This is a genomic window from Corynebacterium sp. HMSC056F09 (assembly GCF_001815785.1).
GTDB classification, from domain to species: Bacteria; Actinomycetota; Actinomycetes; order Mycobacteriales; family Mycobacteriaceae; genus Corynebacterium; species Corynebacterium hiratae.
In genome coordinates this window covers 25,112-38,026 of sequence record NZ_KV821972.1, presented here as the reverse complement: position 1 = coordinate 38,026, position 12,915 = coordinate 25,112, and the positions used below count along the sequence as shown (strand labels likewise).

General features: G+C 60.7%; 12 protein-coding genes and 1 pseudogene. 3 read left to right on the top strand and 10 right to left on the bottom strand.

Annotated elements, in window-relative coordinates:
• Window positions 1–91: 91 nt before the first annotated feature.
• The 4 genes from HMPREF3056_RS11950 to HMPREF3056_RS11935 all read right to left on the bottom strand — a co-directional run bounded on the left by HMPREF3056_RS11950 (window position 92) and on the right by HMPREF3056_RS11935 (window position 2,873).
• Window positions 92–406 (bottom strand): transcriptional regulator, encoded by a 315-nt coding sequence (locus tag HMPREF3056_RS11950; RefSeq protein ID WP_049157204.1) that lies wholly within the window; start codon window positions 404–406, stop codon window positions 92–94.
• Window positions 403–840 (bottom strand): hypothetical protein, encoded by a 438-nt coding sequence (locus HMPREF3056_RS11945; protein WP_049157207.1) that lies wholly within the window; start codon window positions 838–840, stop codon window positions 403–405. Before HMPREF3056_RS11945 ends, HMPREF3056_RS11950 begins: the two co-directional genes overlap by 4 nt.
• A 133-nt stretch (window positions 841–973) precedes the next feature.
• Complete coding sequence (locus HMPREF3056_RS11940) at window positions 974–1,960, bottom strand: DoxX family protein (RefSeq protein ID WP_046648099.1); 987 nt, start codon at window positions 1,958–1,960, stop codon at window positions 974–976.
• 28 nt (window positions 1,961–1,988) lie between these two features.
• Entirely contained in the window at window positions 1,989–2,873 is an 885-nt protein-coding gene (locus HMPREF3056_RS11935; protein ID WP_049157210.1) for a LysR family transcriptional regulator ArgP, read from the bottom strand.
• A gap of 70 nt (window positions 2,874–2,943) precedes the next feature.
• Between HMPREF3056_RS11935 and HMPREF3056_RS11930 the strand changes: the two genes are divergently transcribed.
• On the top strand, window positions 2,944–3,633 hold the full coding sequence (locus HMPREF3056_RS11930; RefSeq protein ID WP_049157212.1) for a LysE/ArgO family amino acid transporter: 690 nt from the start codon (window positions 2,944–2,946) through the stop codon (window positions 3,631–3,633).
• On the opposite strand, the gene HMPREF3056_RS11925 is transcribed toward HMPREF3056_RS11930, so the two are convergent.
• The 6 genes from HMPREF3056_RS11925 to HMPREF3056_RS11900 form a co-directional block, all read right to left on the bottom strand.
• Entirely contained in the window at window positions 3,630–5,054 is a 1,425-nt protein-coding gene (locus tag HMPREF3056_RS11925) for a YkvI family membrane protein (RefSeq protein ID WP_049157213.1), read from the bottom strand. The two genes, HMPREF3056_RS11930 and HMPREF3056_RS11925, sit on opposite strands and share 4 nt — an antisense overlap.
• Before the next feature lie 185 nt (window positions 5,055–5,239).
• Entirely contained in the window at window positions 5,240–6,295 is a 1,056-nt protein-coding gene (locus HMPREF3056_RS11920; RefSeq protein WP_049157215.1) for an NAD(P)-dependent alcohol dehydrogenase, read from the bottom strand.
• Between the two features lie 55 nt (window positions 6,296–6,350).
• A complete protein-coding gene (gene gatB / locus HMPREF3056_RS11915) occupies window positions 6,351–7,856 on the bottom strand; it encodes an Asp-tRNA(Asn)/Glu-tRNA(Gln) amidotransferase subunit GatB (protein WP_010186967.1) in 1,506 nt (501 codons plus the stop codon).
• Window positions 7,857–7,899: 43 nt separating this feature from the next.
• A complete protein-coding gene (locus HMPREF3056_RS11910; protein ID WP_070754932.1) occupies window positions 7,900–9,498 on the bottom strand; it encodes an aspartate:alanine exchanger family transporter in 1,599 nt (532 codons plus the stop codon).
• Window positions 9,499–9,537: 39 nt separating this feature from the next.
• Entirely contained in the window at window positions 9,538–10,569 is a 1,032-nt protein-coding gene (locus HMPREF3056_RS11905) for a 6-phosphofructokinase (RefSeq protein WP_010186971.1), read from the bottom strand.
• 22 nt (window positions 10,570–10,591) lie between these two features.
• A complete protein-coding gene (locus HMPREF3056_RS11900) occupies window positions 10,592–11,968 on the bottom strand; it encodes an MFS transporter (RefSeq protein WP_046648094.1) in 1,377 nt (458 codons plus the stop codon).
• Between the two features lie 48 nt (window positions 11,969–12,016).
• On the opposite strand from HMPREF3056_RS11900, the gene HMPREF3056_RS11895 reads away from it, so the two are divergent.
• Together HMPREF3056_RS11895 and HMPREF3056_RS11890 are read left to right on the top strand one after the other, a co-directional pair.
• The gene (locus HMPREF3056_RS11895) at window positions 12,017–12,340 is read left to right on the top strand and encodes a hypothetical protein (RefSeq protein ID WP_049157219.1); all 324 of its coding nucleotides are present in this window, start codon (window positions 12,017–12,019) and stop codon (window positions 12,338–12,340) included.
• Window positions 12,341–12,582: 242 nt separating this feature from the next.
• Window positions 12,583–12,915, top strand: a pseudogene (locus HMPREF3056_RS11890) (HNH endonuclease); the annotation flags it as partial.

The window sequence follows — 12,915 nt, the reverse complement described above, 5'->3', positions numbered from 1 at the left end:
AGTGATGCATCCACCACTTGAAACCGCCTGCGGCGGGCGGGAAAACTTTGGCAACAAGGGCACCTCAGCGAGGCCGTACTATGCACCCAACTCAACCCTCAGCTAATTCCTTGAGTGCTGCCAAGTGGCCGTCGAAGGCAATCTTGCCTTGCTCAGTCAATGCGACCCACACCGAGTCCTTCGCACGGCTGGTGCCGTACTCGCGGAAGCGAGTCACGTAGCCGGCTTTTTCCAGAGCTCCGAGCTGCTTGGACAGGGAGGCATCGGAAAGCTCCGTGCGAGCGCGCAACATGGCGAACTTCATCTCTCGGTTTACCTCCCCGCCCTGCGTGGCTCCGAAGGCATTAAGTGTGGCGCAAATCTTAAAGCGATTGAGCGGGTGGATTACCGGGTCAAGTTCACTCATCGCGGCCTCCGATCCAGCGCACCAGTATGTAGTGTCCACAAGACCGCCAAGGCGCACAGCACACTTGCAATACATGAGGGAATAACGTGTCCTTCGACGAAGGGATTGAAGAGCGACGGCAGAATCATAAATCCCAATCCTGCGTAGAAGCGCCAGGTCACGCTCCGGGAGGCGTGCGGATCAACCTTCTGGCGCATCGAATCCCTCACCCCCGTGCGGTAAAAGAAGGCAAGGCTCACCAATAACCCGAGCACAAGAAGAAGTCCGCCGACGAGGACGAGCGGATGGACGTCAACTTTGATCCACATGTAAGCAAACCACGCACCGTACGCCGCCGCTGCGAGCAGGCTCAGCCAGACGGGTGGCCGTTTGGCCGCGGCCAACCGTTGTTGCTCCTCAAATGCGAGTGCGTCCAGAACATTCTGATTCGGCAAAACTAAAGCTCCCCTCCTGCGGCACCAAAGTCATTGTTTTTCACTACAGAAAACAACTTACTTTACATAATGGAAAACAACAACGGCTACCCCATAACTGCAGGCTGGGAGCGTAGAAACGTGCTAACAGCGCCTAGTTCAGCGGGTTAACGCCCGCGCCAAACCACCAGATGGCAACGAGCGCGGCCACGCCAATGACGACGAAAATCCAGGACGTTGCCAATGGGCGGCGAGTCCACGAGCGGTTAAAGTCCAGAGAGATGAATCCCGGACCGGTGAACTGCAGGGCCACCGCGATAACGAAGAGGACGAGGCCCAGCCAGACGCTCTCATTCCACGCGAAGACATCCAACCCTGCACCGGAGGCGTTGAGGCCGTGGATAGCGGAGAAACCAGTGACGATAAGGCCGAACATGGCCGCCAGCGGTGTCACCAGACCCAGCAGCAGGAAGGCGCCAGCGATGAGCTGGACGGTGGGCACGCCGATGGCAAGTGCCGCTGCCATGGTGTACTCGCCGAACTCGTTCTCCAGACCCGACAGGCCCTCGTTGCCGCCGAGCTTGAAGAAGGTCGAGGCACCCGCCACGAGCAGGTAAACGCTGAGCGCCAAGCGCACGAAGAGCAGACCGAAGTCGATGGTGCCGCGGCGTGCTGGCTCCGGCTTCTCCTCCACGGCTGCAGGCTCGGAGTCCACGGCGGGATCGGCAACGGCAACCGTGCTTGGTACTTCCTCGTAGGTCTCAGTTGCTGCGGACTCGGTTGCGGTTGCCGATACCGGCATAGCGGTTGTCTGCGTATCAGGCTCGGCCATGGCCTCCGCGCGCGGGAAGGCAGTGGTCTCGGTTTCAGCTGCAGCGCTGTCGAAAGACAAGGACTCGCGGGTGGCGCTCTCAAAGGTTTCGGTTTTGGCTTCAGGCTCTGCCTCAACAGCAGGCTCCTCAGCCTTCTTCGGCTTAATCACCTGCGGCTCGGCGCGGCCGGGGCGTTGGAAGAGGCTACTCTTCTTCGGCTTATCGGCAGCTTCTGCCTCAGGCGTGCTGTCCTTCACGGAGTCTTTCCCCGTGTAGGTCGGGATATCGTCATCAAAGTCGGTGGCTTTATCAGGAGTTTTATCGCTCATGCCTCCAACTTAAGGCAGCACAGCGCCCTTATGGTGCATCTTTATCGGCGCGGCGCGTAGCTAAAACCGCACGGCCTGCGTCTAAGACATCTGCCGTGAGGTCCGCGAGCACTTCCGACTCCAGCCGCCAGCGTTGCCAATAGAGGTCAATGTCGAGCGGGAAGTCGTCGAGAAGCACCAGCTCTCCCGTCTCCAGCAGGGGCTGGGCCTGCAGCCTCGCCACCAGACCCCAGCCCAGGCCGTAGCGCACGGCCTCTACGTAGGACTCCGAAGAGGGAATCTGGGATACCCGCGCGCGCAGGACATGGGAGTCGATGAAGCGCTCACGCATGGCGTCGTCCAAGGTGGCGTCGTTCGGCCCGAAGCCCACGATGGGCAGGGTCTCCCAATCCTCGAAGCCCTCCGCCAGAGCGGGCGCGGCGACGGCAAAGTAGCGCATGGTGCCGAGGTACGTGGATTCACAGCCGGAGACCGGGGTTTGCTCGCGCGTGACCGCGCCCAGCACATCACCCCGGCGCAACATCGCGAGAGTGCGGGCCTCATCCTCGATGCGAATGCGCAGCGCAGCCTCACCGCGCTCGGCGGTGCGCTGGATTACAGGTCTGAACCACGTGGCCAGGGAATCCGAGTTGATGGCAACAGTCAACGGCACGCGGGAGAGGCGCTCGGTGAGCCGCGCATCCGCCTCGGCTTGGACCAGAGCCATGCGCCGCGCGGCTTGGGCGACGATCTCCCCTGCCTCGGTCACGGTGACGGGAGTGCCGCGGCGCAGCAGGATTCGACCAGTCGATACTTCCAACGCCTTGATGCGTTGACTGACGGCCGAAGGAGTGATTCCCAACACAGCCGCAGCGCCCTCGAAGGAGCCTTCATCGATGATGGCCAGCAGAGTTTCAGTATGGAGCGGGTTCATGAAGCTATTTTAAACCAGCTGTAGAAGATTTAACTGGACTTCATATGGCGTTATACGCAGACTAGAAGCCATGTCAGTTTTGCTCGCAGGATTTGCGCTGGGTTTGTCCCTCATCATCGCCATCGGACCGCAGAATGCTTACATCATCAAGATGGGTATTAAACGCGATCATGTCGGGCCCATCCTGTTGGCATGCTTGCTTTCCGACGTCATCCTGATTACCGGCGGCACCGCCGGCGTCGGCGTCCTCGTCGAACGCTTCCCCACCGCGCTCATCGTGGTCAAGTACTTGGGCGCGGCTTACCTCATCTACTTTGGGTTCACGTGCTTCCGCGATGCGTTTAAGAAGCAACAGGAATCACTGGTCATTGAGGAAACCGCACCAGTGGCGCAGGTCGTTGAAGAGAACTCGGGCAGCTCGGGAGCACCGGGAAACTCCGTGCTCACTAAAATTCGCCCCCGCGTGCGCTCGAATTCCTGGGTCAAGCCGGTCCTCGGCGCATTGGCGCTAACCTGGCTCAATCCCCTAGCCTACGTCGACGCGCTGGTCATGCTGGGCTCCATTGCCAACCAGTACGGCGACCAGCGCTGGGTCTTCGCCGGCGGTGCGATTCTGGCCAGCGCCGTGTGGTTCCCCTCCCTCGGCTTTGGCGCCTACAAGCTCTCCCACGTGCTGGCCAAGCCGACGACGTGGCGCGTAGTCAACATTGTCATCGGCTGCGTCATGCTTGCGCTGACCGCGAAGCTCCTGCTTCTCTAGTTCTTCTTTGATTCTTCAGGGAGCTCTTCGTCTTCGGCGGGGTCTCCCACCGCGCCGGTTTCCTCGACCCAGGCCTTGATTTCTTCGTCGGTGCGATCTTGCTCCACAGCCTCGCGCTCGGTGTAGTAGGAGTGGTCGTTGCGGTTTTCCTCCCACTTTTCCTTGTCGAAGTCGAGCTCTTCATCCGAGTCCAGCTCCTCCACCACATCGGAGACGAGATCCTCGAAGAGGGCTTCATCGTCCATGTTGGAGTCAGCGATCTGCTGGCCGATTTCATCGTCATAACGCGCTGCGTCGTACTCTGTGTCGGGGTGCAGCTTGAGGTGCAGCAGGGCGCGGATGCGCTCACGGCGCAGGCCCTCGTCCTTAATCTTGCCCAGGGAGCGCAGCCACCCAATCACCAAGATGGCCACGAGCACAATGCCCATATAGCCCAGGACCGGGTAGACGTACTGCATCAGAGCCTTGAAGCCGGCGAAGGAGACGGCGAAGCCAGCGAGGCAGCCGGCGATAAAGATGATGCGGTACTTGGACTCGTTACCGGAAGACAGGCGCTTGCCGAGCGCATAGAACATGCCGATGGCGGTATTGAAGATCATCAGGTAAATGATGATGGCCATGATGACGCCGAGTGTCGGGTGGATATTATCCACCAAGGTCAGCATCGGGATATCGGAATCGCCGACGTTCTCCGCGTTCATCACCAGCGAGAAACCGGCGATGGCCATGAGCACCGCGTAGACCGCGCCACCCACGATGCCGCCGACGCCTGCTTCGCGCGGGCTGATGTTATCGCCGCCGATCACCAGGGACATCGATACCGCCAGGATGAGGGCCAGGCCGTTGTAGTTCAGCGCGGAAATGAGCCAGTGCGGGATTGGGGACTCAATCGCCTCGGAGGCGGCAATGGCCGCATCGACGTTGTCCGGCATGTGCAGCAGCGTGTAGGTGCCGGCGAAGAGTACGGCGATAATGATGGTCGGCGTAAGAAGACCGATAACGCGGGAAACCTTATCGACGTCGAACATGCCCGTGATAAGAACGAGCACGAGCATGAGCAGGGAACCCACCCAGGCTGGCCAGCCAAATTGCTGCTGCATGTTGGATCCGGCGCCAGCCAGCATGACAAAGCCCACCGCAAAGAGCGTGAGGATCACCGCGACATCCAGAATGCGCGAAATGATCGGGTGGGTAATGTTCCGGAACACTTGGTTGTGTTCGCTGGCGTGGAAGTAGCTTCCCAGCTGAAGGAACACCGTGCCGGCGAGGGTCATGACCAAGCCGGCTACCAGGATTCCCCACATGCCAGGAATACCAAAGGACGTAAAGTACTGGACAACTTCCTGTCCCGTGGCAAAGCCCGCACCCACGAGCAAGCCAATGAAGGACAAAGCGATGCCCACGACGTTTTTATAAGACACGTTTTCCTATCTGTTTTCTAGTTTCTTCTTTTTATGCTTAGTGGCTAGTGCATAAAAACGCGCCATACTTTGGCACAAGCATGGCGTTACATAGGTTCTACCTTACGCCAACCTGATAGGAAAACATGTGTGCGGCTGTGGAGAGATTGCTCCTACAACCGCTCAAGCATGAGCCGGCTCACCTCTTAGTGCTCGGCAAACGTCGCGGTATCGATGACGAAACGGAATTTCACATCACCCGCGACGACGCGCTCATAGGCCGCGTCTACCTCGTCGACGCCCACCTTTTCGATCACCGCGCCCAGGCCATGCTCGGCGCAGAAGTCCAGCATCTCCTGGGTTTCCGCGATGCCACCAATATTGTTGCCGGTCAGCACCTTGCCGCCGCCGACCAGACGGCTGAGGCGCAGCGGCAGTGCTTCCGGCGGTAGGCCGACCACCGACATAATGCCGCGCGGCTTGAGGAGGCGCAGGTAATCTTCGAGGTCATACTCGGCGGAGATGGTGGACAGGATGAGGTCAAATTCGCCGCGGTGGTTCCTGAAGAAGTCTTCCTCTTCGGTGGTGGCCAGGGTACGGCTCGCCCCCAGCTTCTTGGCCTCCTCTGCCTTGCGCGAGGTGCGCGAGATGACCGTGACATCCGCGCCCTTGGCGGCAGCAATCTGCACGCCCATGTGCCCCAGGCCGCCCAAGCCCACGACGGCTACCTTCTGGCCTTCCTTGACGTCCCAGCGGGCCAGCGGAGAGTACGTAGTGATACCGGCGCAGAGAAGGGGTGCTGCCACGTCAAAATCAAGGGCCTCCGGGATGCGTAGGACGAAGTCCTGATTCACCACGATCTTTTCCGCATAGCCGCCCTGAGTAATCGTGCCATCGACATCCGTGGAGTTATAGGTTCCCACACCGCCCTTGAGGCAGTTCTGCTCCATCCCTGCCTCGCACTGCTCGCACTCACCGCAGGAATTCACCAGGCAGCCCACGCCGACGCGGTCCCCCACCTTGAACTTAGTGACCTCCTCCCCCACGGCGGAGACCACGCCGGCGATCTCGTGGCCAACGGTCAGCGGAAAGTGCGCCTCGCCCCACTCGTTGCGGATGGAGTGGATATCCGAGTGGCAGATGCCTGCTGCTTTGATGTCGATGACAACGTCATCGGCGCGCGGCTCGCGGCGCTGGATGGTCACGACTTCGAAGGGCTCGTTCGGACCGGTCTTCTGCAGTGCTTTAGTAGAAATAGTCATGGCGACCACGGTACCCCGCAGCCGCCTGACCTCGCCTAATGGAAATCTCTACCGACTAGGAGAGCTTCTTCGCAATCAGCTTGTTGACCTGTCCTGGGTCAGCCTTACCCTGGGTGGCCTTCATGACCGCACCCACGATGGCACCGGTGACCTTCTTGTTGCCGGCCTTGTACTTCTCCACGATGTCCGGGTTAGCGGCCAGGGCATCATCGACGGCCTTCTCGATCGCGCCATCATCGCGCACGACCTCGAGCCCGCGCTTGGCGACGACCTCGTCGACGTCACCCTCACCGGCCAGCACGCCGTCGACCGCCTGGCGAGCCAGCTTGGTGGTCAGCTTGCCTTCCTTGACCAGCTCAACAACGCGAGCGACCTGCGCCGGGGTAATGCCGAGAGTGCTCAGTTCAACGCCAGCCTCATTGGCCTTACCGGTCAGGTAGGACACCCACCAGGAGCGGGCCTCGTCAGGAGTGGTGCCGGCTTCCACTGTTTCGATAATGAGATCGAGAGCGCCGGCGTTGACCAGGTCACGCATCTCCTCGTCCTTGAGGCCCCACTCCTCCTGGATGCGGGCGCGGCGAATCCACGGCATCTCCGGCAGGGTCTGACGGATTTCCTCGACCCACTCGCGGGAGACAATCACCGGCGGCAGGTCCGGGTCGTTGAAGTAACGGTAGTCCTCGGCGGTTTCCTTCGGACGGCCCTTGGAAGTCGAACCATCCGTTTCCTGGTAATGGCGGGTTTCCTGGACGATCTCGCCACCGTCGACAAGCACCTGCGCCTGGCGCTGCATCTCAAAGCGCACCGCCTGCTCCACCGAGCGCAGGGAGTTGATGTTCTTGGTTTCGGTACGGGTGCCGAACTCCTCCTGGCCCACCGGGCGCAGCGAAACGTTGGAATCCACGCGCATCGAGCCTTGATCCATGCGGGCATCGGACACGCCCAGTGCCGCGACGAGCTCACGCAGAGCAGAAACATAGGCGCGGGCGACCTCGGGGGCGCGCTCGCCAGCACCAATGATCGGCTTGGTCACAATCTCGATTAGCGGGATGCCGGCACGGTTGCAGTCCACCAGCGAGGTCGTTGCGCCGTGAATGCGGCCATCGGCACCACCCAGGTGGGTCAGCTTGCCGGTGTCCTCCTCCATGTGAGCGCGCTCAATCTCAACGCGCCACTCAGTGCCGTCGTCGAGGACGACGTCGAGGTAGCCGTCGTAGGCAATCGGCTCATCGTACTGGGAGATCTGGTAGTTCTTCGGCTGGTCCGGGTAGAAGTAGTTCTTGCGGGCGAAACGCGAAGATTCCGCAATCTTGCAGTTCAGCGCCAGGCCGATCTTGATGGCGCCTTCCACGCCCTTGGAGTTGACCACCGGCAAAGCGCCTGGCAAACCGAGGGACACCGGGTCCACGTTGGAGTTGGGGGCTGCGTTGAAGTTCGTGGGCGAGGTGGAGAACATCTTGGTCTCCGTGTTGAGCTCCACGTGAACTTCCATGCCCATAACGGGTTCGAACTTTTCAAGGACCTCGTCATAGTCCATCAGGTCATACATCGCAGCAGTCATGCGTGCCATCTTAGTATGTCAGCGCGACACCGTGCGCAACCGCCTAACCCAACAAGGTGATGCCGTGCGTAATGAGAATCTTGGCTATCATCGCCGCCGGATACACCATGGCATAGCCCAAGGCGACGCGCTGGTCAGTGTTCGTCCGATTGTTCACGAAAGCGAGCACGGCCGGCTGGGTTTGCGCGCCCGCCATAGCACCCGCGGTCTTCGTGGCACCGACGCGCAGGAAGCGGCGCATGACGAGTGCGAATCCGGTCGCCACCAGCGTCGTGATGATCATGCCGAGCAGGAGAATCTTCCACCAGGCTCCACCCGTAAAGGCACCGGCGATTTCCCCGCCCGCATTCGTTCCGGCCTGGGCCAAGAAGAGCAGCAGTCCGAGTTCGGAGAGGATTGTGTTGGCCGAGTGCGGCAGTGCGGTGACGGTATTGCCGATGCGCCCGATACGCGCCATGATCAACGCCACGATGAGGACGCCAGCGGCAGCGCCGAGGCTAAAGGAAGAGCCGCCTGGAAGCGGGATTTCGAGGTGGCCCACGAAAACGCCGAGGGCCATGCCGAGGCCCAAAGACACCGGGTTGATATCTGTCAGGCCTTGCGAGGAATCACCAAGAAAAGTGGAAATCTCCCGCAGGGACTTCTTGGAACCGACGACGCGCACGCGGTCGCCGAGCTCCACGATGTGTTCTGGGATAGCGACCTGATCATTATCGGCGCGACGTACTCGCGAGATACGCGCGCCCCAGCGATCCGCCAGCTGGTTATTGAGCTCCGCGATGGTCAGGCCCGCCAAGCTGTGCTCGGAAATAGTGATGCGGCGAAAGTCCAACTCGTGGCGGTCATCATTGAGGATCTGCGGGGACTCGCGCCCGGCTCGCTCGATGATGTTGTCCAGGTCCTCCGGGGCACCAACGAGCGTGACCACGTCACCGGGGTGCAGCACGTCGAAGAATTTCGGCAAAACGATAAGGTTGCTGCCCACGCGGCGCAGGCGTGTTACCTGCACTTCCCCATTGCCAATATCAGCGATCTCCGCGACTGAGATCTCGCGTTGAATCTGCATGTGCTGGCGCGTGACGGGTGACAGGGTGTCGTCGTCATTGCCGGCGTCGCGAAGCACGAGCACCGTCGCACCGAGCATGCCGATGACACCGAACAGGTAAGCCACCGCGTAGCCCACCGTAGCCGAGCCCGGATCGCCCGTGGCTTCCGATGCCGCCGCCAACGCCGGGGTATTCGTCACCGCACCAGCGAAAGTACCAGCGATGGTTGCGTTCGACAGCCCAAAGACATAAGTGCCCAACCCCCACGCGGCAAGCGCCGCGATGATGAAGACTCCGATCATCGACAGCACTGGGCCCGGCGCCGTCTTCAGCGACTTGAAGAAGGACACACCGGAGTTATTGCCAATGCCGAAGGCAAAAAGCACCAGGCCGAACATGCCCAAAATAGGAGGAACGGAGGCCTCCACCCCGGCAGCTGATGCGGCTGCCGAGAAGGCGATGCCGAGAAAAAGCACGGCTGCCGCGCCCAAGCTGATGCCCCGCGTCTTAATGCCGCCGAGTGCCATGCCGACACCTATGAGCAGAAACACCAAGAGGACCGGCTGCTCAGCCAGATAAGCTAATACGCTTGTCATCGCTACCTTTAGAAACTATGGATGAGCTAACGGTGGTGTTTAGCCAAACAGGGCCTGTGCGTTGGCATAACGCTTGGCCGGAACCACCTTCAGCTTGCCCACTGCGTCCTCGAGAGGCACGAGGTCAATATTCTCGCCATGGAGAGCCACACACATGCCGGACTGGCCGTTGTGCGCAGCACGGGCGGCATGGGTGCCGTAGCGAGTGGCCAGCACGCGGTCATAGGCCGTCGGCGTACCGCCGCGCTGGATGTGACCGAGGACGGTGGTGCGCACGTCGTAACCAGTGCGCTTCTTGATTTCATCACCGATGACCTGGCCAATTCCGTTGAAGGTCTGGTGGCCGAACTGGTCCACACCGCCCTCTTCGAAGTCCATGGTGCCTTCCTTCGGCAGCGCGCCCTCAGCGACGCAAACGATGCCGTACTTCTCACCCATCTGGAAGCGGCGCTCCATGGCCTTGGTGATATCGGCGATATCGAACGGGACCTCAGGGATCACCGTGTAGTGCGCACCGCCGGCCATGCCAGCGTGCAGCGCGATCCAGCCAACGTGGCGGCCCATAACCTCGACGATGAGGATGCGGTCGTGGGATTCAGCGGTGGTGTGGAGGCGGTCGATCGCGTCAGTCGCCACGGATACTGCGGTGTCGAAACCGAAGGTGTAGTCGGTAGCGTTGACGTCATTATCGATGGTCTTTGGCACGCCCACGACCGGGATACCGTTATCGGAGAGCCACTTGGCACCCTTGAGCGTTCCCTCACCACCGATGGCGATGAGTGCATCGACCTCAGCATCAGCCATGTTGGCCTTGATGGTGTCCAACCCAGCCTTGAATTTATCTGGGTGGAGGCGGCCGGTGCCAAGGATGGTTCCGCCGCGCAGGAGGATGCGGTCGATCTCTGCGTCGTCATAAAGGTCACGGCGGCGGTCTTCCATCAGACCAACCCAGCCGTCCTCGTAGCCGACGACCGTATCGCCGAACTCGTTGGATGCGGTGCGAACGACCGCGCGGATAACAGCATTCAGACCGGGGCAATCACCACCGGATGTCAGTACAGCAAGACGCATGACATCCAATCTACTCGCTTCCCTATAGCCTCGCAGTTTCCGCTACCGCATGCAGGGTGTCGCGGAAGAAGAGCGAAGCCACACACCCCACCGCCAGCATCGCAACGATGACCACGAGGGAATTCGCGGCCCCCGCTACCTGCATGACTGCGGACACAGCGGCCACACCGATGACCGACCCCACCTGCCTGGACGTGTTGTAGACGCCGGATGCCGCGCCCATGAGATCTGCGTCAATATCGCGCATCGTCGTCGCGGCATTAGAGCCCCAGATGAAGGACTGTCCCGCTCCCAGCGCCGCGCAGGGCAAGCACAACCACCAGGCCGACACTTCGGCCTGCATGAGGAACCACAGTGCGAGGAAGGTCGCAATCAGGATGCCGAAGCCCGCGACCGCCAGACGTCGTGGGTGCAGCTTATCCGCCAGAATGCCCGCCAAGGGCGACACGCACAGAGAGACCAGCGCCATGGGTGTGACGATGATTCCGGCATCGCGCGCCGACATGTCCTGCTCGACCTGCAGCCACATCATGATTGGAATCATCATCGACGCCGCCATAAAGCCCATGGACACGATGGCCACTGAACCTGCGGAGTAGTTGCGGTCCTTAAACAGCACGAGCGGGACGAGCGCCGCCTTCCCCCGCGATGATTGCAAGCGCACGAAGAGGTAGATGCCCACCACACCAGCAAGGAGCAGGACCCAAATCCACCACGGCCAACCAGTCTCTGGGCCCTGTTGCACTGCGAAGACGAAGCACGTTAACGCGATAAACGACGCCCCCACCGACACGAAGTCAATCTTCCCCATCGCCGTTGGCAAGGAAGGCACCCACAGGCCGGATAAGACAATCGCGGCGACAACAAAAGGAATATGGATCCAGAAAACAGCCTGCCACCCAAATGCAGCGACGACGAAGCCTCCCAAGAGCGGTCCGGCAAGTGTGGCCAAAGACCCAACCACTCCCCAGACGCCGAGCGCACGGCCGCGCCGCTCCCGCGCGAAAATACGGTTGATGACGGCCATAGTCTGCGGCATTTGAATCGACGCGCCGAAACCTTGCAAGGCTCTTGCTGCAATAAGAAACTCCACCGAGGGCGCTAACGCGCACAACAGCGCGCCGATGCCAAAGAGCCCGACGCCCAGCTGGAACATTTTCTTCTGGCCGTAGATATCGCCGAGGCGGCCGGTAAACAACAGCGGCACGACCACGGCGAGCAAATAGATGGCGGAAACCCACAGCACCTGGTTGACATCGGCGTGGAACTCACGGCGGACGTCGGGAAGCGCGACGGCAATCATCGATTGGTCGAGCAAGGACATGAAAAAGCCCAGTGATAGCGCGGCCATGGCGAGCCACCCTTGCTTCTCCGACGGCGGCGTTCCTGCGAGTTTCATGCAGCGAAGTCTAGCCACCGCACGCTCACGCGGCCTAAACTGAGGCGCATGGGAATGATTGATATCAAGAAACCGCAGGACGTATCGACGGCAGCGACCGTCACGCTGGGACTTATCGGCGGCTGGCTCACCGCCCGGGAGACTGGCATTCGCCCGCTTGGCGGCGTGGTGCTTGCCGCCGCTGGCGTGTGGGCGGGCCGCAGCTGGTGGGCTAAGACGAACCCGGCCACTACCGCTGGCCTGGCAGCTCTGTACACCGGCGCTTTTGGCCTCTCCCACCCGCTGGCTAAGAAAATGGGCTCCTGGCCCGCAGTCCTCACCGTCACTGCCGCGAGCGCTGGCGCTGCCTACGCGCTTTCCGACGCCAAGTAGATCCCCCTCCCACGCCCCTTCACGCTGTCCTTGACGGCTGGAGGGGCGTTTTACGTCCTCGCGCGGGCAAAGGCTCCAACATTTTTGCGTCGAACGTGCTGGCTAACGTGGGGTGGCTACCCCCGTTTATAGTAATGACTTGACATGAATTCACCGTAGGCTATGGCCATACTGGGTGCGTGACACTAGAATCATGGTTAGAACATTTCTTCTAACACATGTTTATCTCGGGGGAGATACCCATGACCACTGCCACACGCCCACCAACCTTCTTCTTCTCGACTACTAACCCGAATAACCCACACGCCATAGCCCGCGCCACAGCACGACGAGCTGCCTATGACACCTGGGTCGGGGCTATGCCCAGCCTGCAGGCTGATATCAACACCACCGCACTATCCCTAGTCGCTGCCTGGTCACTGCCCGAAGGCCACATCAAATCCGGCCTGCGCGCTATCCACCGCCTGGATAGCCTGCCGAAAGTCAAAGCCATACAAGACACCCACTGCCTGCTCGACATCGAGTCCCTTATCGCTATCGATCAGCCCATGTCAGCACTGACAGCCTTGACTGAT